Source organism: Serratia sp. NFX21 (assembly GCF_048517035.1).
GTDB lineage: Bacteria > Pseudomonadota > Gammaproteobacteria > Enterobacterales > Enterobacteriaceae > Serratia > Serratia quinivorans.
Genome location: NZ_CP183196.1, coordinates 1990079 through 2015096, shown reverse-complemented (window position 1 = coordinate 2015096; position 25018 = coordinate 1990079). Strand labels below are relative to the sequence as shown.

The window sequence follows — 25018 nt, the reverse complement described above, 5'->3', positions numbered from 1 at the left end:
TCTGCTTGACGAGAAGGAGAGTAACCGCTTCAAATCAAAAAAGAACCATTAACTACCAACACATAAATATTTAGATTTTAATTCCACAATTAACGTTTACTCAACCAGATTTAAGCTTTAAAACCCAGAGCATGCCCACAGCAAGAACAAAATCCCTATTATTTTCCATGCCAATAAAACGGCCAAAACAGCATATGAAATGCTCAATTACGCCAGGCGTAAATGCGGCCATTTGAATTATTTTTGTAGGATATTTAAATTGATCTAAATCAATTCTGGCGAAATGGTAAGTGGCGAGAAAAATAAGCGATCTGAGGAGGTTTTATTAAGCCGCCGATCTGACTGGTAACAAGACGGACCGACGGTTGATTTTCAGGCAGGATGCTGAATGCGGAAGGCCAGAATCAGACGCATAAACCCTGCCTGATTAAGACCAAGTTTGCGCATGATATTCAACTTATGGGTACTCACCGTTTTGTAACTGCGATGGGTGACACGGGCGATGCGCCGCGGATCGCTGTCGGTAATCATCATCGCCAGTATAAGCCATTCGCTGCGTGAAAGAGGCTCCACGGGCTGGGTCAGCGCCGCCTGAATACCCGGGCTGCGAAACCCCACTCCCGTGTCGGCAACGGCAACGGCTTCGAGCAGACAATCCAGCGGATCGCCTTTTGCCACCAGGGATAAATGCGTCTCTGCCGCCAGCATCGCCAGTATGCTGGCGTTAGTCACTTCAGTAAATATGATCAGCGGTGTCTTCGGCCAGAAATCATTAATCGTCAGAATGAAGCGTAATACATCATACAAATTCTCACTTTCATTATACAACTCCATAATGAGGATTTGTTTCTCATTCTCCTTCAGCACAGCCTCTATTTCTCTGATGCTGTAGACAAATTGGTAGCGCGTTGGCTCGGGTTCAATAAGTGCCCGTAATCCTTTTCTTACCCAGGGATTGGGTTCAAAAAAGAGAATAGCCTCTTTGAAAGGAATATTCGTCATAATCTATTACCGTAATTTAGGTATAAAAATAGCGATTGAGGCGGAAATGCTGCATTAGTAGCCAAAAGGCAAAGCTTAAGTTATTAATATCAAGGTGATAATATTGGCGGCATATTCCTTTCCCCCGGGGTGGTGTTCATCCTGACACCGAGTAATGATTAATTGATAATTGCTGCTTTGTCGCTTTCAAGACCAGAACAAATTTCGACCCTGTGCTCACGCAAAATGCGACAACGCAGGAAAAATAGCCGGGAAATACCGGAAATGTAGGAGCGCACCTGGTTACTACGCACCACCAACAAGAACTCGTCGCCGCTGCACTCTGCCGTCTGCGGGGCGGCATAGGCCAGAATGTCACGACTCAGGCCGGCACTGACGGCAACCGCAGCGCCGGGCATCGACATGAAAACCTTACAGCTGTTGGCCTTACCCAAATAAATCTCCTGCCGGGAAACCGAGCCGGTGAGGTAGCAGCTAATCGCCACCACCAGCATAATCACCCCCAGTGCGACGATGCTGGCTATCGTCCACCAACGTCGGGAATAGCCGGCATACACTGTCCCGACGCTCCCCGGCTTCCCGGCCGATGATGCTATTTCCGGTTGAACAGAGGCATGCGGAATAACAGACGTTTCTTCGTCGGTGAAGCTGTTTTCCGGCCCGTCACAGTGTTCAACTATTATTTCATAGCGCAGCATAAAACCGACCTTGGGTACGGTGGCGATCACCTCTTCCTCAATGCCCAGGTTTTTAATTACCCGACGTAGCTTGCTCACGCACTGGTTAAGATTATTGTTACCAGAAACCATGCCATAATCGTCCCAAACCTTCTTGAATATCACTTCCCGGCCAACTGCCTCACCATGATGGGTAATCAATAGCAGCAGTAGTCGTTTTGAAGGATTGGAAATAGAGATGGGGTCATCAGAGAGCTCCGTTAGGCTCAGGGTGCCCGTATCCACATCAAAAATGATGTGATCGTTTAATCTATATTTCATTTTTTAGAGGTCACTCTAGTGATTATTTATCGCCGTCGTTAAATGTTAATAAAATATTAAGCAATATTTAATCAGGTTAATCAGTAATTCCAGTCTCCAATCGCAATGAAAATCAATTAACGCCACAGAATGGATGTTTCTCGCCTTACTGTTTTCGATATAAGATTTTTCTCATAAACCATAACCAAAGATTATACAAACATCACAATCATTGATATATTTATATGTAAAAGTTCTTAAAGTTAGTTTTTTGTTTTGTAAATTATCTCCTTTAAGCTAAAAATCCTTCCTGCTCATTTAATGCAAGCATTTTTAATGAAAAAATAATAATGCATAATTTTTGATGACACTATATTTAACCAAAAATCAAAGGGTAAAGCGTAAAATAGACGCAATTTACGGCAGGATTAATCTTTTGATTCGGGGGTTATAGAGACAATAACGGTGAAAATGAAAGTAAATGGTTACGAATACATTTGCGCCAATAATACCCTGCGTCACTATATTAGTGATGCAAAGATTAGTCTCAAACGGCGGGATTAAATTAATCTGCGGCGGGAAATATCAGGCTAAAGGTGATCCGGGCGGAGTTATTCCCTCCGGAGCAGTGGGCACGAGTGACACCGCCGTGCAGCGTCATGATTGCGCGGACGATCGCCAATCCCAGCCCGCTGGCATGGCTGCCGGAACTGCGGGCAGCATCCGCGCGGTAGAAACGGTCAAACAACTTATCAAGATGGGCTGGAGCAATAGCCGGCCCCTGATTAACCACCTGTACAACCACTTCCCCAGTCTGCTGAGTGAGGGTCTGGAGTAATATCTGGCTGTTCTCATCGGCATAACGCACCGCATTGGCCACCAGATTGCTCAGTGCACGTTGGAACAACATGGCATCCGCCAGCAATTGCCCTCTGCCTGCGCAAACCAGCGTAATACCGCGCTCTTCCGCCAGCCCTTCAAAATAATCCGCCACCCGTTGCAGCTCTTGCGCCATATCAAGGCGACTGACGTTCAGCACCGCTTGCCCTTCGCCGGCACGCGCCAGAAACAGAATATTTTCTACCATGCGCGAAATGCGTTCCAGTTCATCCATGTTGTTCGACAACAGGGTTTCATACTCCTCCACGCTGCGTGACTGATACAGCGCCACCTGACATTGCCCCATTAACGCGCCCACCGGAGTGCGGATCTCGTGCGCCAGATCGGCGGAAAACTGCGTCAGCCGTTGATAGCCTTCGTTCAGGCGATCGAGCATGGCATTAAACGAACGAGTCAGTTGCTGCAATTCCTTCGGCGCCCCCTGCTCGCTCAGGCGAGTCGACAGCGTATTCGGTGTGATCACCGCCGCCTGCGCTGCCATGCGCCATAATGGCTGTAAGCCACGGCGCATCACCCAATAACCCAGCAATGCGATCAGCACAAACGCCACTATCACCGCGGCGACAATTCGCCAAAGATAACGCGCCAGCATCTTCTGTTCATTGAACATCACATGGGCCGCCGAGATCTGCAGCAGGTTGCCGTCCTCCAGTCTGACCAGCGCCGAGACGGCTCGCAATGGCACGCCTTGCGCCGTCTGCCCGCTCTGTACCGCACTCAACCGCTGCGGCGTGCCAACCGGCGTCGGGATCATCGGCGGCAGGCTCAGCCTGGCCGGGTTAACGTTGATTAACGGCTTTTGCCCAGATTGCTGAAAAATCAGCACGTCCTGCTCGTTCCCCAGCATATTTTCAAACAGGCCGGTGTTCGCCATCAGCCGCTCGAGGGGAAAACGCCGGCTCAGTAAATTACGGTAATACTCCACCCGGCCGGTGACCTGCAAATCGCTGCGGAGGGTCATCTCCTGACGCATTGCGTCGTACAGGTACCATCCCGCACCGCTGACGACCAACGCCGCCACCAGCGCAAACAGCATAGCGCTGCGCAGCGTCAACGACAGCGCACGCCAACGCTGGACCAGAGCCTTCATGAACGCGGCTCGCAAACGTAGCCGATACCGCGCACGCTGTGGATCAGCTTGACGTCAAAGGGCCGATCAATCTTGGCACGCAACCGCTTGATCGCCACATCCACCACGTTGGTATCGCTGTCAAAGTTCATGTCCCAGACCTGCGAGGCGATCATGGTGCGTGACAACACTTCCCCTTCACGACGCACCAACAGATGCAACAACATGAACTCTTTGTTGGTCAGCGGGATCACCTGCTCCTGCCGTACCGCTTTGCGGCGCAGAACGTCGAGCTGCAGATCGGCAATGGCATAGTGGTCGGCCTCACGTACCGTGCCGCGCCGCAATAAGGTGCGCAATCGCAACACCAGTTCAGTGAAGGAAAAAGGTTTGATCAAATAATCATCTGCCCCCAGCTCCAGGCCATGAATACGATCCTGCACCCCGTCGCGGGCGGTCAGAAACAGGATCGGCACATCGCTTTTCTTGCGCAGTACCTCAATGATCTGCCAGCCATCCAGCCCTGGCAGCATCACGTCGAGCACAATGGCGTCGTAAGCATCCTCAAGCGCCCGAAACAGGCCGTCGGTGCCGTTACGCGCCAAATCGACGCTGTATCCGGCCTCGCCCAGCCCTTTCTTCAGGTAATCACCCGTACTGATGTCGTCTTCAACTACCAATATCCGCATTGTCGCCACCTCATTACACCTGCGGAAATACTAGCAGCTTCGGCAGACATGCTTGATGACATTAATGTCATTAAACCGACATGGTGCTGTCCCTGTTGTTCAACCATGCTTAACCGGCAACCTAAACAGAGGAGAACATTATGATTACCCGTCATCGTTTTGCCGGTTTACTGCTGTCCACCCTGATGCTGTGCAGCGGAGCCGCCGCTGCGGCTCAAACGCCAGGGAAAGTTATTGCTCCACTGCGCGGCACTATCAGTCAGGTGACCGACAGCAGCCTGCAAATTACCGACCGTAAAGGGGAAACGCTCAATGTGAAACTCAACGACCAGACGAAGGTGCTGAGCGTTTCAAAAGGCACGCTGGACGACATTAAACCGGACAGCTTTATCGGCACCGCCGCGGTCCCCCAAGCGGACGGCAGCCTGAAAGCGCTGGAAGTCCACGTGTTCGCCGCCAGCCTGCGCGGCACCGGAGAGGGCCATTCAGCCTGGGAATCTGCCGACGGCAAGGTGGATACCATGACCAACGGCACCGTCGGTAAACTGGTTAACTCCAACGGCCGCACTCTGACCGTGACCTACGGCAACCAGCAGAAAACCGTTAACGTGCCGGAAGATGTGCCGATCGTGACTCTTGATCACGGCGATCGCAGCCTGCTCAAACCCGGTGCGCACATCGTGTTGTTCTCCGCCACTGACGATAAGGGCGAACGCGTCGCCACCCGTATTTCTGCCGGCAAAGACGGCACCGTTCCGCCGATGTAACTCGGGAGTCGATGATGAAAACCAACGCGCCACGGCCGGTGCACCGCTGGCCGGTACGCATTACCCATTGGATTAACCTGTTTGCCATGGTCTGCATGTTCATGAGCGGCTGGGAAATCTACAACGCCTCACCGCTGTTCGGCTTTCGCTTCCCGCCGCAGGTCACGCTCGGCGGTTGGCTGGGGGGCGCGATTGGTTGGCATCTGGCGGTCATGTGGCTGCTGGCAGGCAACGCGCTGTGCTATTTCCTGTGGAGCCTGTTCAGCGGCCATTTCCGGCAGGATCTGCTGCCGCTCACCGCCGGTACGTTAAGACGCGATATCTGGCAGGCATTAACGCTGCGGCTAAAACATCAGCACGGCCGTTATAACGCCATTCAAAAGCTAATGTATCTCGGGGTACTGATTCTCGGGTTGTTGCTGGTGCTCTCCGGGCTGGCAATCTGGAAACCGGTGCAGCTACAAGGGTTGGTAAGCCTGTTTGGCGGTTTTGATATCGCGCGTTATGTGCACTTTTTCGCTATGTCCGGCATTGGTTTATTTGTGGTGATCCACCTGCTGATGGTGATGATCGTGCCGCGCACGCTGTGGGCAATGATTACGGGTGGCAAGCATGAATGATAAAAAACAGCGCCCCGCGGCACCGACGCTGGAGCCGGCGCAAAAGAAACAATTGGTCAATCTGCAGCGCCGCCTGATGTTGCGTTCCGGCCTGACGCTGGGCGGCATCGCCATGCTGAGCGGCTGCAACCTGCAGGACGGCGATCAGGTCGATAAAGTATTGTGGGCAATGTCACGCTGGAACGATCGGGTGCAGGCCTGGCTGTTCAGTGGCCAGAAGCTGGCACAAACCTATCGCCCGGACCAAATCACCAATCCCTTCCCGTTTAACGCGTTTTACCCCGAGTACAACGTGCCGGAAGTGGATTTGGCCAGCTATCAACTGGAAGTCTCCGGCAAGGTAGAGAGAAAAGCGCCCTGGACGCTGGAACAGCTGCAGCGCCTGCCGCAGCAAAGCCAGATCACCCGCTTGATCTGTATCGAAGGCTGGAGCGCCATCGGCCAATGGGGCGGCGTGCCGCTGCGTAACTTCCTGCAGCACGTCGGGGCGGATCTGAACGCGCGCTATGTTGGCTTCAAATGCGCGGACCGCTATTACTCCAGCATCGACATGGCCACCGCGCTGCATCCACAGACCATTCTGGCGCTGGATTTCGGCGGCAAGGCGCTGCCAGCGGATTACGGCTACCCGCTAAGGCTGCGGGTACCCACCAAGTTGGGGTTCAAGAACGCCAAACATATCGCCGCTATTTTTGTCAGCGATACCAACCCCGGCGGCTACTGGGAAGATCAGGGTTATAACTGGTTCAGCGGAATTTAGTTTTCTGCGCAGCGCTGCGCAGGATCCCCGCGGACGGCTGGCACAGATATCCCGTCGCTGCTAATAATTCACCATTAACAAGGAAGATAACTATTGGAAAAGTAATAATAAAAAGGATTTTATCATGGAGATTGATGCTACGGAGCGCTATACGCTACGGGCGGGTGAATTCAGATATCAGATAACAGTAAGCAAAAGTGACGAAAAAACTGCAGAATATTATCTGGATTTCAAAAAGATCACTCAAGAAATGCGAGCATGGTTTGCGCATGTTTATACCGACCCAGACTTTTTAGATAACGCTTATGCCATAGAGTTTTATGATATCAAAGCACTAAGTCTTGCCACCAGACAAGGACGCTCCGCATTCGATACCTATACCCCCATGGGGTATACATTTTCTGAACGTGAGCGCCTGTTCGTCGATGGGATAGGTAAAACTATTATCGACTTCGTTACCCAATATCAGGCAAAGCTCGTTTTTAGCGTACCTTTAAGACCCGCCCTGGCCAAAATCTATGATTCACTATTGAAAAAACATGCTCGAAGAGTACAGTATTTATACAAAATGGAATTCATAAAGGACGGTTTATATGTCATCGAAATCTAACGTCTTGGATCAATCACAGGAGCAAAGCTCGAATTTTTTGAGTATTAAAGAACAGCGCTTGCAGGCCTTACAAGCTTTCCATGATGCCTGGTGGGAACAAAGATGCCAGGAGTGGCGTGAACGAGGTTGCCTCGGTACGCCAGGGCGGGTCATCAGCCGCTACCGTTCCAACGAAACGTCATAATCCCCATTTGGGGGTTTTCTGTTTTAGCCAATCACTCTCCGGTCGTCATCAGCGTAATATCCGCCTGCTGGATAGCCTCGCGCGCGGCGGCGGGCAGGTTGTCATCGGTAATAATCGCGTCAAATGCCGTTATCGGCAGTGCCAGATAAGTGGCAACTTTACCGTATTTAGAGGTATCGCTGAGTAGAATGCAGCGGCGGCTGGCATCCACAATGGCTTTCTTCACCATCACCTTGTCTTCGTTCGGCGTCGACAGCCCACGCATGCCCCATGACGAAGCGGAAATAAACGCCAGATCGATAAACAGCCCGCGCAATGCCTGCGCTGCCGCTTCCCCCACGCAGGAGCGATTCTCACGGCAGACGGTGCCGCCGGTGTGAATGATTTTGCACTGGCTGTGTTCAATCAGGTAACCCGCAATCACGAAATCATTGGTGACCACCGTCAGGTCATCGCGATCGCTAATGTGCCTGGCCAGCGCCAGCGTCGTGGTACCCGCATCCAGATAGATACAGCTGTCAGCGGGGATCTGCCGGGCAGCCAACTGACCGATGGCCGCTTTCTGCTGGCTGTACATCCCTTCCTTGTCCTGATGCGAAGGCTCAATCGCCACCCGTTCTGCCGACTGCACGCCACCCGATACCGCCAGTACCGCGCCCTGCTCCTCGAGCTTTTGCAGATCGCGGCGAATGGTCATGTGCGACACCCCCAGCCGTTCGGTCAACTCAGCAATGCTGACCACCCCGCGTTCTGATACCAGCGCTAAAATTTGTTGATGGCGTTCTACAGGTATCACGGTTCCCTCTCTTTACCGCAGTGATAATAATTGTGATTTTACGTCAATTTTCGTTCGGTGAAAGCCTGCTGTTTTCAGGCCGTGAAGTCGCTCATGTTATCGGTTATTTTATTTTAATTTTTTAAAACAAATAGATAGAGAAAAATTTATATTATTGACAGATGTGAACCTTATTCATCCACTGTTAATAATTGTGACAACGATCGCTGATGACGCACGACAAAGCGCTTATATTTAACACAACAAAACAAATTATCACTAAAATTAACAAGAGGTGCGCTATGACACAGCCAGCGGATTTTGCAGTTTGCATCGTAGGATTAGGTTCAATGGGCATGGGAGCGGCGAAGTCGTGCATTAATGCCGGACTGACTACTTACGGTGTCGATCTTAACCCGCAGGCGCTGGCCACCTTGCAACAGGCCGGAGCAAAACAGGCGGCTACCCGCGCAGACGACTTTGCAGCCGAACTCGATGCCTTGTTGCTGCTGGTGGTCAACGCCATGCAGGTGAAACAAATCCTGTTTGGTGACAACGGCCTGGCCGCGAAGCTGAAGCCAAATACGCCGGTGATGGTGTCTTCCACCATTTCCGCGGCCGATGCCAAACAGATCGAACAGCAGTTACTGGCCCTGGGTCTGAACATGTTGGACGCCCCGGTTTCCGGTGGTGCCGCCAAGGCTGCCGAGGGCCAGATGACGGTGATGGCCTCCGGTGCCGAATCCACTTTCCGGCAGTTGCAACCTGTGCTGGACGCCATTGCCGGCAAGGTCTATCGCATTGGCGAAGAGATTGGCCTGGGGGCTACGGTGAAAATCATCCATCAACTGCTGGCCGGGGTACATATCGCCGCCGGGGCCGAGGCCATGGCGCTGGCCGCCCGCGCCGGCATCCCGCTGGACGTTATGTACGATGTCGTCACCCACGCCGCCGGTAACTCATGGATGTTCGAGAACCGCATGCGCCACGTGGTCGACGGTGACTATGCACCTAAATCGGCGGTTGATATCTTCGTGAAGGATCTGGGGTTGGTGGCGGATACTGCCAAAGCGCTGCATTTCCCACTGCCGCTGGCCTCAACCGCCTTCAATATGTTCACCGCCGCCAGTAATGCCGGTTTCGGTAAAGAGGACGACAGTGCGGTGATCAAGATCTTCGCCGGTATCGACCTGCCGCAAAAGAAGGAGAACGCATAATGCTGCTCGGCGTCATTGCAGATGATTTTACCGGAGCCACCGATATTGCCAGCTTTCTGGTAGAAAACGGCCTGCCGACGGTGCAGTTGAACGGCGTGCCGCGGGATGACCTGCCGGTCGAAGCGCAGGCGGTGGTTATCAGCCTGAAGTCACGCTCCTGCCCTGTGGCGCAGGCCATTGAGCAGTCGTTGCAGGCGTTGGCCTGGCTACAGCGCCAGGGTTGCCGGCAATTTTACTTCAAATATTGTTCGACCTTCGACAGCACCGCGCAGGGCAATATCGGCCCGGTGACCGACGCCCTGCTTGATGCGTTGGGCGAAAGCCAGACGGTGATTTCACCCGCGTTGCCAGTTAACGGCCGCACCGTATATCAGGGCTATCTGTTCGTGGCGGATCAGTTGCTGGCAGAGTCCGGCATGCGCCACCATCCGGTAACGCCAATGACCGACAGTAACCTGCTGCGGCTGATGGAAGCACAGGCTCAGGGACGCTGTGGGCTGGTGAACGCCGCAGAAATGGATCGCGGTGCCGGGGCGGTGGCTGAAAAACTACGGCAATTGGCACTGCAGGGCATGCGTTACGCCGTGCTCGATACGCTGAATGAACAGCACTTGCTGACCCAGGGTGCGGCGCTGAAAGATATGAAGCTGGTGACCGGTGGCTCCGGCCTGGCGATTGGCCTGGCACGCCAATGGGCGCAACCGGGGCAAGGCAGCCCACAGGCCGCAGGAGCGCCGCAAGGAGCAAAAGCCGTGGTGTTGTCCGGTTCCTGTTCCACTATGACTAATCAACAGGTGGCACGTTACCGTCAACAGGCGGCCGCTATGGCGGTCGACGTGGCGCGGTGCCTGAATGATGCCGAGCGCACGGCCTATATCACCGAGCTGGTCGACTGGGTGCAACAGCAGGCGAATGCCCCGCTGGCCCCTCTGCTGTACGCCACCGCAGAGCCGGAAAAACTGCAGCAGGTGCAACAGCAGTACGGTATGGCCGCCGCCAGCCAGGCGGTGGAGTCGCTGTTCGCCGGGGTGGTCAAACAGCTCCAGCAGCGGGGTTTCAGCCGCTTTATCGTCGCCGGTGGCGAAACCTCTGGCGTGGTAACGCAGGCTCTGGGTATTCGCGGTTTCCACATTGGCCCCTGTATTTCTCCCGGCGTGCCCTGGGTGCGTGCCATCGATCAGTCTATTTCACTGGCCCTGAAATCGGGCAATTTTGGTGACGAGAACTTTTTCGCCCGGGCGCAAACGGAGTTCCCCCTATGACACTGACCACCGAACAACAGGCGCGTGAAGAAATGGTACGTCTTGGGGCCTCGTTCTTTCAGCGTGGCTACGCCACCGGGTCTGCCGGTAATCTTTCGCTGTTATTGGCGGACGGCACGCTACTGGCCACTCCCACCGGCTCCTGTCTGGGTGAACTGCAGGCCGATCGGTTGTCGAAAGTCAGCCTGAGCGGCGAATGGTTGTCCGGGGATAAACCGTCAAAAGAGATCAGTTTCCACCGCGCGCTGTATCTGAACAACCCGGAATGCAAAGCGGTGGTGCACCTGCACTGTACCTATCTCACCGCCCTGTCCTGCCTGCAGGGGTTGGACGTGGAGAATGCCATCAAACCCTTCACCCCTTATGTGGTGATGCGCGTCGGTAAGGTGCCGGTGGTGCCTTACTATCGTCCCGGTGATTTGCGACTGGCGGAGGATCTGGCCAAGCTGGCACCGACGCACCGTGCTTTTTTGCTGGCCAATCACGGCCCGGTGGTTACAGGTAAGAGCCTGCGTGCCGCGGCGGACAACACCGAAGAGATGGAGGATGCGGCGAAGCTGATTTTCACCCTCGGCGAACGCCCGATTCGTTATTTGACCGATGATGAGATTGCCGAGCTACGGAGCTGAATCATGCCAAAATTTGCTGCCAATTTATCGATGATGTTTACCGAACTGCCGTTTCTGGAGCGATTCGAGGCTGCGGCCGTCGAAGGGTTCACCGCGGTGGAGTTCCTGTTCCCCTATGAATATCCGGCCGAGTTACTGGCGGAAAAGCTGCGCCGCCACGGCCTGCAGCAGGTGCTGTTTAATACCGCCCCCGGTAATGCCGATGCCGGAGAATGGGGGCTGGCGGCGGTTCCTGGCCGCGAACAGGCCGCGCGTGCCGATATCGACAAAGCTCTGGCCTATGCCATCGCGCTGAACTGCCCCAGCGTACACGTCATGGCCGGTGTGGTTCCGCCCGGCGAAGATTGGCAACGCTACCGCGATACCTTTATCGGTAATATCCGCTACGCCGCCGACAGCTTCGCCCAACACGGCATCAAGGTACTGATCGAAGCGCTCAGCCCGCAGGTTAAGCCCAATTATCTGTTCTCCAGCCAGCATCAGGCAGCAAAACTGGTCGAAGCCGTCGATCGCCCGAATGTGTTTATCCAGTTCGATTTTTTCCATGCGCAGTTGGTCGACGGCAATATCAGCGGTCTGATGGCTGCACTGGCCGGGCGCTATGCCCATATTCAGATAGCTTCAGTACCAGAACGCCATGAACCGGACGACGGCGAACTCAATTATCCCTGGCTGTTCGCCCAACTGGACCGCCTCGGTTATACCGGCTGGATTGGCTGCGAGTACAAACCGCGTGGCGATACCCGGGCCGGGCTGGGGTGGATAAAACCTTACCTGTAACAGGCCGATCCTGCGTACCTGACAGCAACAATATAAAAATTAAACGCACCCGTATCGCCAGCCGGCGATCGCGGTGCCTGACTCTTACCCGATTAAAGGCTATCCCATGTCCACTTCCCTGCTTTTGATAATTGCCGCATTAGGCGTAGTGCTGCTTCTGCTGATGGTGATCAAGGCCAAGATCCAGCCATTTGTCGCCCTGCTGGTGGTTAGCCTGCTGGTGGCGCTGGCCAGCGGTATTCCGACCGGCGAAGTAATGAAAGTGATGACCGCCGGAATGGGCGGTGTGCTGGGCTCGGTCACCATTATTATCGGTCTGGGCGCGATGCTTGGCAGAATGATCGAGCATTCCGGCGGGGCCGAGTCGCTGGCCCAGCGTTTCAGCCAGGCTTTAGGGCCAAAACGTACCATCGCCGCGCTAACCATCGCTGCGTTTATTCTCGGTATTCCAGTGTTCTTTGACGTCGGCTTTATCATTTTGGCGCCGATCATCTACGGCTTTGCCAAGGTGGCCAAAGTTTCCCCGCTGAAATTTGGCCTGCCGATGGCCGGCGTAATGCTGACGGTGCACGTCGCGCTGCCGCCGCACCCTGGCCCGGTGGCCGCTGCCGGGTTACTGAACGCCGACATCGGCTGGCTGACCATTATCGGCATGGCTATCTGCATTCCGGTCGGGGTTATCGGCTACTTCGCGGCTAAATGGCTGAACCGTAAGCCCTATCCGTTGTCGATTGAAGTGCTGGAGCAGTTGCAACTGGCGGCCCCCGAGCCGGCTCCTGCAGGCAAAGCGCCGTTAAGCGATCGCATCAACCCTCCGGGGGCCGGGCTGGTGGCCGCGCTGATCGTCATTCCTATCGCGATCATCATGCTGGGTACCGTTTCCGCCACCCTGCTTGAGCCAGGTTCGGTACTGCGTGACACTTTATCGCTGATCGGTTCCCCTGCGGTGGCGCTGATGATCGCCCTGCTGTTGGCGTTCTATTTCCTGGCCATTCGCCGCGGCTGGAGCCTGCAACACACCAGCGACGTAATGGGTGGCGCGCTGCCCACTGCCGCGGTAGTGATCCTGGTAACCGGTGCCGGTGGCGTGTTCGGCAAAGTGCTGGTGGAGTCTGGCGTGGGCAAGGCATTGGCGGAGGTTCTGACCACCATTGGCCTGCCGTTAATCCCGGCGGCGTTTATTATCTCACTGGCTCTGCGTGCCTCACAGGGGTCCGCCACTGTGGCAATCCTGACAACCGGAGGGTTACTGTCGGAAGCGGTCAGCGGACTGAATCACCTGCAATTGGTACTGGTTACCCTCGCCACCTGCTTCGGCGGGCTGGGGCTGTCGCACGTGAATGATTCCGGCTTCTGGATCGTCACCAAATATCTCGGTCTTTCAGTGGCTGATGGGTTGAAAACCTGGACGGTACTGACCACTATCCTCGGCCTCAGTGGTTTCCTGTTCACCTGGTTGCTGTGGCTGGCGGTGTAATTTCTCTGGCATACTGCACAGACCCTTTTGGCTCTGTGCAGGAAAAAAAAATAATGCCCCTTATCACCACCGCCCCGCAGTTGCTTACCGAACGTTTACGCCTGGATGCCCATACGCTGGACGACTTTGACTCATTGGCCGCCATGTGGGCCGATCCTGAAGTGGTGCGCTATATCGGCGGCACGCCGAGAGATCGGGAAGACTCCTGGGGCCGACTGATGCGTTACGTGGGGCACTGGGCGCTATTAGGTTATGGGTACTGGGCGGTGCGCGATAAAGTCAGCGGCGCTTACCTCGGTGGCATCGGCTTTTCTGACTTCCAGCGGCATATCACCCCGGCGCTCGACGCCCCGGAAATGGGCTGGACATTAGTGACATCGGCGCAGGGCAAAGGCTATGCCACCGAAGCGTTGCGTGCGGCCCTGGCCTGGGGAAAAGAGCATTTACCGGGCGATAAGGCGGTCTGTATTATTTCACCGGAAAACCAGCCTTCAGTGGCGCTGGCGAAGAAGGTCGGTTTTAGCGAAAGCCACCGCAGCGAGTACCATCAGAACCCGATACTGGTGATGCACTGCCCGTTGTAAACCAGGCCGTTAACGCACCGACGCCGCGGCCAACGCAACCTGGATAAAATTATCCCGCAGCGCATCAGCCTGCTGCGGGTTCCAGGCAATGCCGACCTGCCACTCGGTCTGTTCACCGCTGAGCGGCAGAATATCGATACCCGCCGGAATAATATGGCTGACGCTGTGCGGCAACAGGGCAACGCCAATGCCGGCGGCAACCAACGCCAACAGCGTCTGGATATCCCCCGCCTGTTGCACCACATTCGGCACCAGTTGATGGGCGGCAATAAAACGCAGCGACTGTTCGCTCAGACCGCGTCCGCGTTTTGGCGTCAGCTGCAGCAGCGGCAGGGTGTTGAATTGCCCGATGATCGCCTCCGCCTTCAGCGCCAACGCTGCGGGTGCCGCCAGCACCAACCGATCGCTCAGCAGCGCACTGGCCCGCAGCGGTTTGCTGACCGGCAACCGCACGAACCCCACCTGTAACTCTCCTTGCAATAACAGCTGATACTGCCGCTCCGAAGGCAAATCCTCCAGCCCCACGGCAACCTCGGGAAAACGCTGGCGGAAGGCGGCAACCAGTTGCGGTGCAAGGTGAAAACTGGACAGCCCGAATCCAATTGCCAACCGCCCCGCCTCACCTTGCACGATCCTCAAAGCACGCTGTTGAAACTGTAAATGCTGCCCCACCAGCGCCTGTGCCTCGGGGTAGAGTCGCTGTCCGCTGGCGGTGAGCTGTGCCCCCTGGCGACCACGGTTAAACAACCGGGCACCCAGCAGCGCTTCCAGCGCCTGGATCTGTTTGCTCAGTGCCGGCTGGGTGATACACAGCCGTTCTGCCGCCAGGTGATAATTGCCCTGTTCAGCCAGCACCACAAAGGCGCGCAGTTGTCGAATATCCATTCCGTTTGGTTATCAAATTAAGAATTTAATTGATTATACAGTAATCAATAGCTTTGCTGTAATCAACGCCAGACAACGACCAAAGGTAACCTTATGACAAACTCTCTGCGCGCCGCGACGGTGCAGTTCCAGCATCGCGCCAACGATAAAAATTATAACCTGTCGGTGATCGAGGGCTTTATCACTCGCGCCGCCGCCGAACAAATCCAGGTGCTGACCTTCCCGGAGATGTGCATTACCGGCTATTGGCACGTGCGACACCTCAGCGCCGGCGAAATTGGCGCGCTGGCCGAACCCATTGCCACCAGCCCTTCGCTGGCGCGTATTCGTCCGCTGGCGGAGCGCTACAACATGGCGATCGGTGTTGGGCTCATCGAACAGGGTGAAGACGGCAAATATTACAATGCCTACGCGGTTTGCCTGCCCGACGGCAAGCTTCACGTACACCGAAAATTGCACGCCTTTGAGCACCCGGCGATAGCCAGCGGCGACAGCTTCACCGTGTTTGACACCCCATGGGGGGTTCGGATGGGAGTATTGATCTGCTGGGACAATAACCTGGTAGAGAACGTGCGTGCGACCGCTTTGCTGGGGGCTGAAGTCCTGCTGGCTCCGCATCAAACGGGCGGCACCCATTCCCGTAGCCCGCATGGTATGAAGCCAATACCGTTGGAAGTCTGGCAGCAGCGGCAGACAAATCCGGCGGCGATAGAGGCAGCATTTCGTGGCGAACATGGCCGCGGCTGGCTGTTGCGCTGGTTACCGGCTCGCGCTCATGACAATGGCCTTTTTGTTCTGTTTAGCAATGGTGTGGGGCGCGATGACGACGAGGTCCGCACCGGCAATGCGATGATCCTCGACCCCTATGGCCGTATTTTGGCGGAAACCTGGGCGGCGGAAAATCAGATGGTCACGGCGGAACTGGATCTGTCGCTGATCCCGCTCAGTACCGGACGCCGCTGGATCCACGGCCGTCGGCCCGCGCTGTACGGTATTCTCACCCAGCCACAGGGCTATGAGCGAGATGCCCGCAGCGCACGCTTTTCGTCAGAGCCGGCACAGAAACTGGGTAAGTAGCTACCCGCGCCGAATGACAGGCAAAAAAAATCCGCCCGAGGGCGGATTTTTATCTGATGCGGCCAATTGCGCCACACGCTCACACCCGTAGGCGTGGAGAAATCTTAGAAACGGTAGCCTACGCCAACGCTCCAGATGCCAACGTCAACGCTGCGGATACGGCTCTGCTCGTAACCCACGTCCAGAGCTACGTCCTGGATTGGGTTGAACTGCAGGCCAGCACCGTAGGTGAAGCCGTAGTCGCTGCTGCCGTTACGGTCAGAACCGTTTTGGGCGTTGTCGATGTTTTTGCCGTAGCCAACACCAACTACACCGTAGATGCTTGCCCAGTCGTTGAAGCGGTAAGCTGGACCAGCAGTGATAGAGTTGTACTGAGCTTTACCGTAGTAACCGTTCTCAGAACCGTTCTTTTCCACGTGGGTAAAGGAACCGATCACACCCAGTGGGTTGTTGTCGAACTCGTAACGGTACTTCAGGTTGAAACCGTCGGCTTTGTTGGCAACGCCTTGGAGATCACCCTGCGCATAGCCTGCGGATACGGTGCTCTGGCCAGCGAATGCGGTACCTGCGGTTACTGCTAATACACAGGCTGCTACTGCGGAAAGACATGCAATTTTTTTCATAACCACCTCAAACGCGTTATATTTTTAAGTAAATCCATTTGTTCATGCATTGAAAATATAACAAAAATTAGCGTGAAACTCTGCCTTAAAATGAGTGTCTAATGCTTTATATCGTGTAACATTAGATTTCAAGAACAGTGTATCTTCTTCTTTTCGCTCTATTTTCGAGCCGTATTCTACGCGTTTCTGTGACAATAATCACCTATTTAAAATCCAGATGATTCTTAAAAAAAGCGCACTTTTTGAGCATAAAACCTAGTCGGCCGTCCTAAATCTGGCGCTTTTCTCCGTTGCGAACGCTTTTCTCAGACACATTTACCTCATTTCATTTACACTGCCATCATCCGAATATCGACGGTCTTCCCTGGTAGTGGGAAACCCATAAAAGGCTCTTAAGGATGTCCTCGTCTGCAACCGCTAAAGCGTCTTCCACGCTGGTGCCTGTCTGTTTATTAATTATTGCCATGGTGTCGATTCAGACCGGTGCCTCACTGGCTAAAAGCCTTTTCCCGCTGGTCGGCGCTGAAGGCATCACCACGCTGCGCCTGAGTATCGGCACGCTGATCCTGTTCATTATCTTCCGCCCATGGCGCATGCGTTTCGCCGCCGGCAGCCGTCTGCCACTGTTTATCTACGGCCTGACGCTGGGTGCGATGAATTATCTGTTCTATCTTTCTTTGCGCACCCTGCCGCTGGGCATCGCTGTCGCCCTGGAGTTCACTGGGCCGCTGGCGGTCGCCATGTTCTCGTCACGCCGTCCGATCGACTTTCTATGGGTCGCATTAGCGATTGCCGGATTATGGTTCCTGTTACCGCTGGGTCATGACATGGGCAGTATCGATCCCATTGGAGCGGCCTGTGCGTTGGGTGCCGGTGCCTGTTGGGCGGTTTATATTATCTGCGGCCAAAAAGCAGGTGGTGACCATGGCCCCGGCACCGTGGCAGTAGGTTCCCTGATCGCCGCCGTGGTGTTCTGCCCGATAGGTGCCTGGCAAACCGGCAGCGCGTTGCTGAATGTCGACATCCTGCCCATTGCATTAGCTGTAGCCATTTTGTCTACGGCGCTACCCTATTCCCTGGAAATTATTGCATTGCCGAAAATTCCGGCGCGCACCTTCGGCACCCTGATGAGCCTGGAGCCTGCACTGGCAGCCCTCTCCGGCATGTTATTCCTTAATGAACACCTGACAACGGTACAATGGCTGGCACTGGCAGCGATCATCGCGGCCTCGATGGGCGCTACCCTAACCATCAAGCCAAAACCGCAAATCGAAAAGCTGTCCTGAGGATCGGCTACGCCTGCATTTGCCAAAAGCGGAATGCAGGCGGGTTAACTGTTTTCACAATGGCAAACAGGCATACTTTTCCGCGCAATATCCCCACGTTTTTATGGAAACGAACCCGACAGGGTTCAACACATGGAGAATTAAAGTGATTTATAACACTCTGTTTAACCCACGCTATGGCCGTGGGCTGTCACCGATACTGAATGAAACCCTCACCGCCCTTCGTCAATACGATCTGCCTGAGCTGGCACTGGGCCGGCATGAGATTGACGGTGAAAAAATTTTCATGGAAGTGATGACGCTAACCACCGGGTTGGCAGAAACGCGACGTGCAGTGCTGCATCAGGAATATGCCGAAATACATCTGTTAATCAGCGGTGAGGAACGTATTGATTACGGCATGCTGGGGGACTGGCAAAGCGAATTGCCCTATGACGAAGCTCAGGATCTGCAACTGTTGGACATCATCCGTCATCGCCAGACGCTGACGATGTTTCCGGGCATGTACGCCATCTTTTTCCCTCATGAACCGCATCAGGTCGGATGCCAGTTGAATGCGCCGATGCCGATCAAAAAAGCGGTGGTCAAGATGCATTACACCCTGTTGCTGTGACCGGTGAGCCGGTCGATTCGGCCGGCTCTCTCGTCACTCTATTGAGAGCTGCAACACTGGAGCTTAAATTTAAAAACAGATTCATCCGAATAAAATAAAAGTGAACAATGTAATAAATTACATTTATAAATTATTACACCCGCAAACAGCCAGTCAAACACCAAAAATTAAAAGAAATAAAAATCAATACCTTAAATAAAAAACAATTTATACTCGTTAAGTTTCTCTTATTATTTATCATTTTCAATTCGTTACTCCCTATTTATCCAATAGCCATTTTCGGCCTGAAAAAATTCATATCATTGCTATAATTAATCCCGTACCAAAATAGGACTACGTCACAACAAGAGGAGATCTGATATGAGTACCGCTAAACTGGTTAAAACGAAATCTTCTGAGCTGCTTTACACTCGCAATGACATGGACGAAAAAACCAAGCTGGACGCCATCAAGGCGCTGAACCGCCAGGTTATCCAGTTTATCGATCTGTCGTTGATCACCAAACAGGCCCACTGGAACATGCGCGGCGCCAACTTTATTGCCGTTCATGAAATGCTGGACGGGTTCCGTACGGCCATCATCGATCATCAGGATACTTTTGCTGAACGCATCGTACAGTTGGGCGGCGTCGCCTTGGGCACCGTGCAGGTTGTGAACGATAAGACCCCATTGAAAAGCTATCCGACCAATATCCACAGCGTGCAGGAACACCTGAAAGCGCTGGCCGATCGCTACGGTGCCGTGGCCAATGACATTCGCAAGGCCATTACTGAAGTGGCGGATGAAGATACCGCGGATATGTTCACTGCCGCATCCCGCGATCTGGACAAGTTCCTGTGGTTTATCGAGTCCAACATCGAATAAACCCGATAGTACCAATCAAAACGGCCCGCATCGCGGGACTCAGCAGGCTGTGGGCTTTCGCCCCGGCCTGTTTTTCTTTTCACGTGGCTTGAATTGCTCAAAAAACCGCCCATAGTAGATAAAACAGGCGATGAGCTTCGCCACGATAGTGAGGTGACTATGGCAAGCGGATGGGCGGCAGAAGGTGCCGTGCAGGATCAAATCGACTCTACCGTGGATGACGCCGTACAGCGTGCCAGACAGGCGCTGGGCCGGGGTGAAAGCGAGCATTATTGCCAGGAATGCGGAGAAGAAATTCCTTTAGCCCGTCGGCAAGCGCTGAAAGGCGTGCGCTATTGCCTGACCTGCCAAACCGAGCTGGATAAAAAACAGGCGGCGAGCAGCTTATATAACCGCCGCGGCAGCAAAGACAGCCAGCTGCGTTAACAACGTGCCACCCAAAGCCCTTTCAGTGAACACTCCTGCACCAGATGCAACAGCCTTGCGGCACAAAAGTTAGAGTTAGTTATCAGTATTGAAGCGAAACTGTTAACTATCGGTTGTTTCAGCCCCGTTATTTGGTTAATGATAGGCCAGTGCACCAACAGGCAACCCAGAGCACTATTTTGGGGCCTCAATTTGGTGCATAAAAATAATAATTCGATCTTCAAACACAACATCACACCACAACTCTTTGTTTTTATAGTAGTTGAAAAGATGGCACGATTCTTTCATGGCACCAACTGCAATATAAAAAATGGGTAATCCGCAACCTGTACAGGAAATTCCTCTCATGAAGTCAATTTTTAAAGTCTCCCTGGCCGCCCTTTCGCTGGCCTTTGCCGTTAGCTCCCACGCAGCAGATAAACTGGTCGTCGCTACCGATACCGCATTCGTTCCCTTTGAGTTCAAACAAGGCGATAAATACGTTGGCTTCGATATCGACCTGTGGGCCGCTATCGCCAAAGAACTGAAACTGGATTACACCCTGAAACCAATGGATTTCAGCGGCATCATCCCGGCACTGCAAACCAAAAACATCGATCTGGCGCTGGCCGGTATCACCATTACTGAAGAACGTAAAAAAGCCATCGAATTCTCCGACGGCTACTACAAAAGCGGCCTGCTGGTGATGGTTAATGCCAACGACAACAACATCAAGGGCATTGACGATCTGAACGGTAAAGTGGTGGCGGTGAAGAGCGGCACCGGTTCCGTTGATTACGCCAAACAACACATCAAAACCAAAGACCTGCGTCAGTTCCCGAACATCGATAACGCCTATATGGAACTGGGCACCAAGCGTGCAGATGCGGTACTGCACGACACGCCAAACATCCTGTACTTCATCAAAACTGCCGGCGCCGGCAAGTTCAAAACCGTGGGTGAATCACTGGAAGCTCAGCAATACGGCATCGCCTTCCCGAAAGGCAGTGACGAGCTGCGCGTGAAGGTCAATGGCGCGCTGAAAACGCTGCGCGACAACGGCACCTACAACGAAATCTACAAAAAATGGTTCGGTACCGAACCTAAATAACGGATGAAGTCAGTCACTGATTCACTTGAGCACAGGGGTGGTGTCTTAGCCCCTGCGCTTTGTTGCATCTGATTCCCACGTTTGGGATCACCGGGAGAAAACACCATGCAGTTCGACTGGAGCGCCATCTGGCCCGCCATCCCCATCCTGTTAGAAGGCGCCAAAATGACCCTGTGGATTTCGGTCCTCGGTCTGATTGGCGGCCTGATCATCGGCCTGGTTGCCGGCTTTGCCCGTACCTACGGCGGTTGGATTGCCAACCACGTGGCTCTGGTATTCATCGAAGTTATTCGCGGTACACCAATCGTGGTGCAGGTGATGTTTATCTACTTCGCCCTGCCGATGGCGTTCAGCGATTTACGCATCGATCCTTTCAGCGCGGCGGTGGTCACCATTATGATCAACTCCGGGGCCTATATTGCGGAAATTACCCGTGGTGCCGTGCTGTCGATTCATAGCGGCTTCCGCGAGGCCGGCCTGGCATTAGGCCTGTCACGCCGTGAAACCATCCGTTATGTCATTATGCCGCTGGCGCTGCGCCGCATGCTGCCACCGCTGGGTAACCAGTGGATCATCAGCATTAAGGACACCTCGCTGTTTATCGTGATCGGCGTGGCGGAACTGACCCGTCAGGGGCAGGAGATTATTGCCGGTAACTTCCGCGCGCTGGAAATCTGGAGCGCCGTGGCGGTTATTTATCTGATTATTACCCTGGTGCTGAGCTTCGTGCTGCGTCGTCTGGAAAGAAGGATGAAAATCCTGTGATTGAATTTAAAAACGTCTCCAAGCATTTTGGGCAAACCCAGGTGCTGCACAACATCGACCTGAAAATTAACCAGGGTGAGGTGGTGGTGATTATCGGGCCTTCCGGCTCCGGTAAATCTACGCTGCTGCGTTGTATCAACAAGCTCGAAGAGATCACCAGCGGCGATCTGATCGTCGACGGCCTGAAAGCTAACGATCCCAAGGTTGACGATCGGTTGATCCGTCAGGAAGCCGGCATGGTGTTCCAACAGTTTTACCTGTTCCCACACCTGACCGCGTTGGAAAACGTCGCCTTTGGCCCTATCCGCGTGCGCGGACTGAAAAAGTCGGATGCGGAAAAGCTGGCACGCGACCTGCTGGCAAAAGTTGGCCTGGCTGAACGTGCGCATCACTATCCTTCAGAGCTTTCCGGTGGCCAGCAACAGCGCGTGGCTATCGCCCGTGCGCTGGCGGTGAAGCCGAAAATGATGCTGTTCGATGAGCCAACTTCTGCGCTTGATCCGGAACTGCGCCATGAAGTGCTGAAGGTGATGCAGGATCTGGCGGAAGAAGGCATGACCATGGTGATCGTCACCCACGAAGTCGGCTTTGCCGAAAAAGTGGCGTCACGGCTGATCTTTATTGATAAGGGACGGATTGCGGAAGACGGCAACCCTCACGAGTTGATCAACAACCCGCCAAGCCCGCGTTTGAAAGAGTTCCTGCAGCACGTTTCCTGATTTATCCTGTTCAACGGCGGGCGCACTCAGCGCTCGCCGTTTCTATTTAGCACGCGTTCCCACTCCCCGCCTCGTATCATTTCCTACTATATTGCTTGTTTTTATTAACATTTGTCTTTAATCCGCCGATTTACAGAGCCCCAAGAGAGGATAAATGCCCGCAACCGCATACTCCCGATTAGGTTCTCATCTGCGAGAACGCTGGTTTCCCCTGTTACTGCTGCTGATAGCCTGCACAGTTTCCCCATTGGCGATGGCGCAATCCGCGCAGAAAACCGCCCCCGTTGACCAAAGCCAACAGCAAAAAGCCTCTTACGCCGCACTGGCGGATATTCTGCAAGACGATAAGGCCCGCGCCGCGCTGATCGGCCACCTCAGACAGGCAGCAGATCAATCTGCCAACGGCCCGCCGAAAACAGAAGCGTCAGAAACGCCAGAGTCGCTGAGCGATAATCTGAGCAATCTGGCACAAGGGGGCATCAGCAGCGTTAACCAAAGGCTGAACTCGCTGCAAAAGCTGATCGACTCGGGGCCAAAACGCAGTTTTAATCCCGACAGTTTTTTCCGCGCCCTGGGCTACTTTCTGCTGACGGTCGCGGTGACCTTCGCCATCTTCCATCTGATCCGTCGGCTGGTCCACCCGCTGTACAAACGCATGGGCAGTTGGGGACACAACGCCAAATTGCAGCAGGGGCCGTGGTATAAATTGCCGACGGCCATCCTCGGCGCTTTCGCCGTCGATCTGCTGGTATTGCTGCTGGCGCTGGCGGCGGGCAACCTGCTTGCTCGCCATGTTAATGCCGACAGCGCGACCATCCTGCGCTTGCAAACCCTGTTTCTTAGCGCCTTTGCGGTTATCGAATTCTTCAAGGCGATACTGCGGCTGATTTTCTCGCCCAACTTCGATTATCTGCGCCCCTTCCCGTTTAGCGATGCCAGCGCCCACTACTGGAACCAGCGTCTCGCCTGGCTGAGCGGCCTGATTGGCTACGGTCTGATGGTGGTGGTGCCGGTAGTGGCGACGCAAATCAGCTATCCGGCTGCGGCGGCCGCCAATCTGATTATCATGCTGGCCCTGACGCTGTATGCGGTGGCACTGATCCTGCGTAACCGCAAACCGATACAACGGCAAATCAACCTGCTGGCCGAACGATCCATGGCATTTTTCAGCATTATTTTGCGCGGTCTGGGCCACGTCTGGCACCTGCTGGCGATCGCCTATTTCCTGGTGTTATTTGCGCTGTCGCAGTTTGATATCGGCAACAGCCTGCGCTTTATGATGACCGCGACAGTGAAAAGCCTGGTGGTCGTTGGCCTCGGCGCCCTGCTTTCCGGCATGCTGACCCGTTGGATTTTCCGACGAATCTCACTGCCGGATGACGTCAACCGACGCTACCCAATGCTGGAACGACGCATTAACTCCTATATTCCCAATGGGTTGAAAATACTTCGGGTGATAGTGGTGTTGGCGGTGACGCTGCTGCTGTTTGACGCCTGGCATCTGATCAATTTGTACCAGTGGGCCGGCAGCGAAAACGGCGAGAAAATCATTGGCGGGCTGGTGCATATCCTGCTGATTGTGGTGATTGCCGTGTTCAGCTGGACGCTGATGGCCAGTATTATCGAACACCGCCTGGCATTGGAACTGAGCAACGGTATTCGCCCTAGCGCGCGTGAACGTACCTTATTGACGCTGTTTCGCAACGTACTGGCCATCGTTATCAGCACCATTACCATCATGATTGTGCTGTCACAGGTGGGGATTAACATTGCGCCCCTGCTGGCCGGTGCCGGAGCACTGGGGCTGGCTATCAGCTTTGGGGCGCAAACGCTGGTGAAAGATGTGATTACCGGCGTATTCATCCAGTTCGAAAACGGCATGAATACCGGCGAATATGTCACCGTCAGCGGTATTACCGGCACGGTGGAGCGCATGACTATCCGTTCAATCGGTCTGCGGGACGACTACGGCGTGTATCACATCGTTCCCTTTTCTTCGATCACCACGCTGGCCAACTATGCCCGCGAATTTGGCGTCTACCGAGCCAATTACAGCGTTAGCCGCGACGAAGACATCGATCATGTCCATCAAGTGCTGCATCAGGCCGTTGATGCATTGAAACAAGACGATCAGGTGAAACATTTTCTGGTCGGCGAACCGGTATTCAACGGCGTGGTCGCGCTGGGTGACCGTTCCTTCACCACCCGGGTCACCGTTCGCACCCAGGCGTTGAAACAGTGGGTGGTGCAGTACGCGCTCGATCGCCTGGTAAAAATGCATTTCGACCAGGCCGATATCGCCATGCCACAACAGGCCATGCAGCTTTCTTATGCTCCGAACGCGGGAACGCCGCCGGAAACGTCCTGA

General features: G+C 54.3%; 26 protein-coding genes. 19 read left to right on the top strand and 7 right to left on the bottom strand.

Translation table 11 applies throughout. The annotated features are described in order from the left end of the window. Nucleotides 1-372 precede the first annotated feature (372 nt). The 4 genes from ACNT1W_RS09590 to ACNT1W_RS09575 form a co-directional block, all read right to left on the bottom strand. On the bottom strand, nucleotides 373-1002 hold the full coding sequence (locus ACNT1W_RS09590; protein ID WP_112363846.1) for a LuxR C-terminal-related transcriptional regulator: 630 nt from the start codon (nucleotides 1000-1002) through the stop codon (nucleotides 373-375). Between the two features lie 158 nt (nucleotides 1003-1160). Then, the gene (locus ACNT1W_RS09585) at nucleotides 1161-2000 is read right to left on the bottom strand and encodes a winged helix-turn-helix domain-containing protein (RefSeq protein ID WP_012005933.1); all 840 of its coding nucleotides are present in this window, start codon (nucleotides 1998-2000) and stop codon (nucleotides 1161-1163) included. Between the two features lie 544 nt (nucleotides 2001-2544). After that, nucleotides 2545-3969, bottom strand: a complete 1425-nt coding sequence (locus ACNT1W_RS09580; protein WP_261408261.1) for a heavy metal sensor histidine kinase — start codon at nucleotides 3967-3969, stop codon at nucleotides 2545-2547. Next, complete coding sequence (locus ACNT1W_RS09575; protein ID WP_115182929.1) at nucleotides 3966-4637, bottom strand: heavy metal response regulator transcription factor; 672 nt, start codon at nucleotides 4635-4637, stop codon at nucleotides 3966-3968. Before ACNT1W_RS09575 ends, ACNT1W_RS09580 begins: the two co-directional genes overlap by 4 nt. A 140-nt stretch (nucleotides 4638-4777) precedes the next feature. On the opposite strand from ACNT1W_RS09575, the gene ACNT1W_RS09570 reads away from it, so the two are divergent. The 4 genes from ACNT1W_RS09570 to ACNT1W_RS09555 all read left to right on the top strand — a co-directional run bounded on the left by ACNT1W_RS09570 (nucleotide 4778) and on the right by ACNT1W_RS09555 (nucleotide 7394). After that, entirely contained in the window at nucleotides 4778-5404 is a 627-nt protein-coding gene (locus ACNT1W_RS09570) for a hypothetical protein (RefSeq protein WP_419246700.1), read from the top strand. A gap of 14 nt (nucleotides 5405-5418) precedes the next feature. Next, nucleotides 5419-6024 (top strand): cytochrome b/b6 domain-containing protein, encoded by a 606-nt coding sequence (locus tag ACNT1W_RS09565; RefSeq protein WP_218216328.1) that lies wholly within the window; start codon nucleotides 5419-5421, stop codon nucleotides 6022-6024. Next, the gene (locus tag ACNT1W_RS09560; protein WP_115182932.1) at nucleotides 6017-6784 is read left to right on the top strand and encodes a molybdopterin-dependent oxidoreductase; all 768 of its coding nucleotides are present in this window, start codon (nucleotides 6017-6019) and stop codon (nucleotides 6782-6784) included. The genes ACNT1W_RS09565 and ACNT1W_RS09560 overlap by 8 nt, the downstream gene beginning before the upstream one ends. A 124-nt stretch (nucleotides 6785-6908) precedes the next feature. Then, nucleotides 6909-7394, top strand: coding sequence for a hypothetical protein (locus ACNT1W_RS09555; RefSeq protein WP_261130252.1), 486 nt, complete (start codon nucleotides 6909-6911; stop codon nucleotides 7392-7394). A 215-nt stretch (nucleotides 7395-7609) separates the two neighbouring features. On the opposite strand, the gene ygbI is transcribed toward ACNT1W_RS09555, so the two are convergent. Then, entirely contained in the window at nucleotides 7610-8374 is a 765-nt protein-coding gene (gene ygbI / locus ACNT1W_RS09550; protein WP_115182933.1) for a DNA-binding transcriptional repressor YgbI, read from the bottom strand. 281 nt (nucleotides 8375-8655) lie between these two features. Here ygbI and ltnD point away from each other — a divergent pair, with 281 nt between their 5' ends. From ltnD to ACNT1W_RS09520, 6 genes are all read left to right on the top strand, one after another. Then, nucleotides 8656-9570 (top strand): L-threonate dehydrogenase, encoded by a 915-nt coding sequence (gene ltnD / locus ACNT1W_RS09545; protein WP_419246699.1) that lies wholly within the window; start codon nucleotides 8656-8658, stop codon nucleotides 9568-9570. Further along, complete coding sequence (gene otnK, locus ACNT1W_RS09540) at nucleotides 9570-10832, top strand: 3-oxo-tetronate kinase (protein WP_256137866.1); 1263 nt, start codon at nucleotides 9570-9572, stop codon at nucleotides 10830-10832. Before ltnD ends, otnK begins: the two co-directional genes overlap by 1 nt. Further along, nucleotides 10829-11461, top strand: a complete 633-nt coding sequence (gene otnC / locus ACNT1W_RS09535; protein ID WP_012005923.1) for a 3-oxo-tetronate 4-phosphate decarboxylase — start codon at nucleotides 10829-10831, stop codon at nucleotides 11459-11461. The genes otnK and otnC overlap by 4 nt, the downstream gene beginning before the upstream one ends. A gap of 3 nt (nucleotides 11462-11464) precedes the next feature. Then, nucleotides 11465-12241 carry an HPr family phosphocarrier protein gene (locus tag ACNT1W_RS09530; RefSeq protein ID WP_115182936.1) on the top strand — a complete coding sequence of 259 codons (777 nt, stop codon included), beginning with the start codon at nucleotides 11465-11467 and terminating at the stop codon, nucleotides 12239-12241. A 106-nt stretch (nucleotides 12242-12347) separates the two neighbouring features. Further along, complete coding sequence (locus tag ACNT1W_RS09525; protein WP_115182937.1) at nucleotides 12348-13718, top strand: GntP family transporter; 1371 nt, start codon at nucleotides 12348-12350, stop codon at nucleotides 13716-13718. 53 nt (nucleotides 13719-13771) lie between these two features. Then, nucleotides 13772-14302 carry a GNAT family N-acetyltransferase gene (locus ACNT1W_RS09520; RefSeq protein ID WP_012005920.1) on the top strand — a complete coding sequence of 177 codons (531 nt, stop codon included), beginning with the start codon at nucleotides 13772-13774 and terminating at the stop codon, nucleotides 14300-14302. Between the two features lie 9 nt (nucleotides 14303-14311). Here the strand turns inward: ACNT1W_RS09520 and ACNT1W_RS09515 are convergent, their stop codons facing one another. Further along, complete coding sequence (locus ACNT1W_RS09515) at nucleotides 14312-15187, bottom strand: LysR family transcriptional regulator (RefSeq protein ID WP_012005919.1); 876 nt, start codon at nucleotides 15185-15187, stop codon at nucleotides 14312-14314. Nucleotides 15188-15280: 93 nt separating this feature from the next. Between ACNT1W_RS09515 and ACNT1W_RS09510 the strand changes: the two genes are divergently transcribed. Continuing rightward, a complete protein-coding gene (locus tag ACNT1W_RS09510; protein WP_112363860.1) occupies nucleotides 15281-16264 on the top strand; it encodes a nitrilase family protein in 984 nt (327 codons plus the stop codon). Between the two features lie 104 nt (nucleotides 16265-16368). Here the strand turns inward: ACNT1W_RS09510 and ompX are convergent, their stop codons facing one another. Beyond that, complete coding sequence (gene ompX / locus ACNT1W_RS09505; protein WP_012005917.1) at nucleotides 16369-16887, bottom strand: outer membrane protein OmpX; 519 nt, start codon at nucleotides 16885-16887, stop codon at nucleotides 16369-16371. A 398-nt stretch (nucleotides 16888-17285) separates the two neighbouring features. On the opposite strand from ompX, the gene rhtA reads away from it, so the two are divergent. From rhtA to ybiO, 8 genes are all read left to right on the top strand, one after another. After that, nucleotides 17286-18173, top strand: a complete 888-nt coding sequence (gene rhtA, locus ACNT1W_RS09500) for a threonine/homoserine exporter RhtA (RefSeq protein ID WP_012005916.1) — start codon at nucleotides 17286-17288, stop codon at nucleotides 18171-18173. 145 nt (nucleotides 18174-18318) lie between these two features. Continuing rightward, a complete protein-coding gene (gene nanQ, locus ACNT1W_RS09495) occupies nucleotides 18319-18786 on the top strand; it encodes an N-acetylneuraminate anomerase (RefSeq protein WP_115182938.1) in 468 nt (155 codons plus the stop codon). A gap of 360 nt (nucleotides 18787-19146) precedes the next feature. Further along, a complete protein-coding gene (gene dps / locus ACNT1W_RS09490) occupies nucleotides 19147-19650 on the top strand; it encodes a DNA starvation/stationary phase protection protein Dps (RefSeq protein WP_012005914.1) in 504 nt (167 codons plus the stop codon). Nucleotides 19651-19809: 159 nt separating this feature from the next. Beyond that, a complete protein-coding gene (locus tag ACNT1W_RS09485; protein ID WP_329906476.1) occupies nucleotides 19810-20076 on the top strand; it encodes a DksA/TraR family C4-type zinc finger protein in 267 nt (88 codons plus the stop codon). A 346-nt stretch (nucleotides 20077-20422) separates the two neighbouring features. After that, nucleotides 20423-21166 (top strand): glutamine ABC transporter substrate-binding protein GlnH, encoded by a 744-nt coding sequence (glnH, locus tag ACNT1W_RS09480; protein ID WP_012005912.1) that lies wholly within the window; start codon nucleotides 20423-20425, stop codon nucleotides 21164-21166. A gap of 105 nt (nucleotides 21167-21271) precedes the next feature. Continuing rightward, on the top strand, nucleotides 21272-21931 hold the full coding sequence (gene glnP, locus ACNT1W_RS09475) for a glutamine ABC transporter permease GlnP (RefSeq protein WP_012005911.1): 660 nt from the start codon (nucleotides 21272-21274) through the stop codon (nucleotides 21929-21931). After that, nucleotides 21928-22650, top strand: coding sequence for a glutamine ABC transporter ATP-binding protein GlnQ (gene glnQ, locus ACNT1W_RS09470; RefSeq protein ID WP_012005910.1), 723 nt, complete (start codon nucleotides 21928-21930; stop codon nucleotides 22648-22650). The genes glnP and glnQ overlap by 4 nt, the downstream gene beginning before the upstream one ends. Nucleotides 22651-22804: 154 nt before the next feature. After that, on the top strand, nucleotides 22805-25018 hold the full coding sequence (gene ybiO, locus ACNT1W_RS09465; RefSeq protein ID WP_419246698.1) for a mechanosensitive channel protein: 2214 nt from the start codon (nucleotides 22805-22807) through the stop codon (nucleotides 25016-25018).

Bases quoted from the DNA above. Each gene is read 5' to 3' on its own strand.
- ACNT1W_RS09590 (WP_112363846.1), bottom strand. From the start codon at position 1,002: ATGACGAATATTCCTTTCAAAGAGGCTATTCTCTTTTTTGAACCCAAT.
- ACNT1W_RS09585 (WP_012005933.1), bottom strand. From the start codon at position 2,000: ATGAAATATAGATTAAACGATCACATCATTTTTGATGTGGATACGGGC.
- ACNT1W_RS09580 (WP_261408261.1), bottom strand. From the start codon at position 3,969: ATGAAGGCTCTGGTCCAGCGTTGGCGTGCGCTGTCGTTGACGCTGCGC.
- ACNT1W_RS09575 (WP_115182929.1), bottom strand. From the start codon at position 4,637: ATGCGGATATTGGTAGTTGAAGACGACATCAGTACGGGTGATTACCTG.
- ACNT1W_RS09570 (WP_419246700.1), top strand. From the start codon at position 4,778: ATGATTACCCGTCATCGTTTTGCCGGTTTACTGCTGTCCACCCTGATG.
- ACNT1W_RS09565 (WP_218216328.1), top strand. From the start codon at position 5,419: ATGAAAACCAACGCGCCACGGCCGGTGCACCGCTGGCCGGTACGCATT.
- ACNT1W_RS09560 (WP_115182932.1), top strand. From the start codon at position 6,017: ATGAATGATAAAAAACAGCGCCCCGCGGCACCGACGCTGGAGCCGGCG.
- ACNT1W_RS09555 (WP_261130252.1), top strand. From the start codon at position 6,909: ATGGAGATTGATGCTACGGAGCGCTATACGCTACGGGCGGGTGAATTC.
- ltnD (WP_419246699.1), top strand. From the start codon at position 8,656: ATGACACAGCCAGCGGATTTTGCAGTTTGCATCGTAGGATTAGGTTCA.
- otnK (WP_256137866.1), top strand. From the start codon at position 9,570: ATGCTGCTCGGCGTCATTGCAGATGATTTTACCGGAGCCACCGATATT.
- otnC (WP_012005923.1), top strand. From the start codon at position 10,829: ATGACACTGACCACCGAACAACAGGCGCGTGAAGAAATGGTACGTCTT.
- ACNT1W_RS09530 (WP_115182936.1), top strand. From the start codon at position 11,465: ATGCCAAAATTTGCTGCCAATTTATCGATGATGTTTACCGAACTGCCG.
- ACNT1W_RS09525 (WP_115182937.1), top strand. From the start codon at position 12,348: ATGTCCACTTCCCTGCTTTTGATAATTGCCGCATTAGGCGTAGTGCTG.
- ACNT1W_RS09520 (WP_012005920.1), top strand. From the start codon at position 13,772: ATGCCCCTTATCACCACCGCCCCGCAGTTGCTTACCGAACGTTTACGC.
- ACNT1W_RS09515 (WP_012005919.1), bottom strand. From the start codon at position 15,187: ATGGATATTCGACAACTGCGCGCCTTTGTGGTGCTGGCTGAACAGGGC.
- ACNT1W_RS09510 (WP_112363860.1), top strand. From the start codon at position 15,281: ATGACAAACTCTCTGCGCGCCGCGACGGTGCAGTTCCAGCATCGCGCC.
- ompX (WP_012005917.1), bottom strand. From the start codon at position 16,887: ATGAAAAAAATTGCATGTCTTTCCGCAGTAGCAGCCTGTGTATTAGCA.
- rhtA (WP_012005916.1), top strand. From the start codon at position 17,286: ATGTCCTCGTCTGCAACCGCTAAAGCGTCTTCCACGCTGGTGCCTGTC.
- dps (WP_012005914.1), top strand. From the start codon at position 19,147: ATGAGTACCGCTAAACTGGTTAAAACGAAATCTTCTGAGCTGCTTTAC.
- ACNT1W_RS09485 (WP_329906476.1), top strand. From the start codon at position 19,810: ATGGCAAGCGGATGGGCGGCAGAAGGTGCCGTGCAGGATCAAATCGAC.
- glnH (WP_012005912.1), top strand. From the start codon at position 20,423: ATGAAGTCAATTTTTAAAGTCTCCCTGGCCGCCCTTTCGCTGGCCTTT.
- glnP (WP_012005911.1), top strand. From the start codon at position 21,272: ATGCAGTTCGACTGGAGCGCCATCTGGCCCGCCATCCCCATCCTGTTA.
- ybiO (WP_419246698.1), top strand. From the start codon at position 22,805: ATGCCCGCAACCGCATACTCCCGATTAGGTTCTCATCTGCGAGAACGC.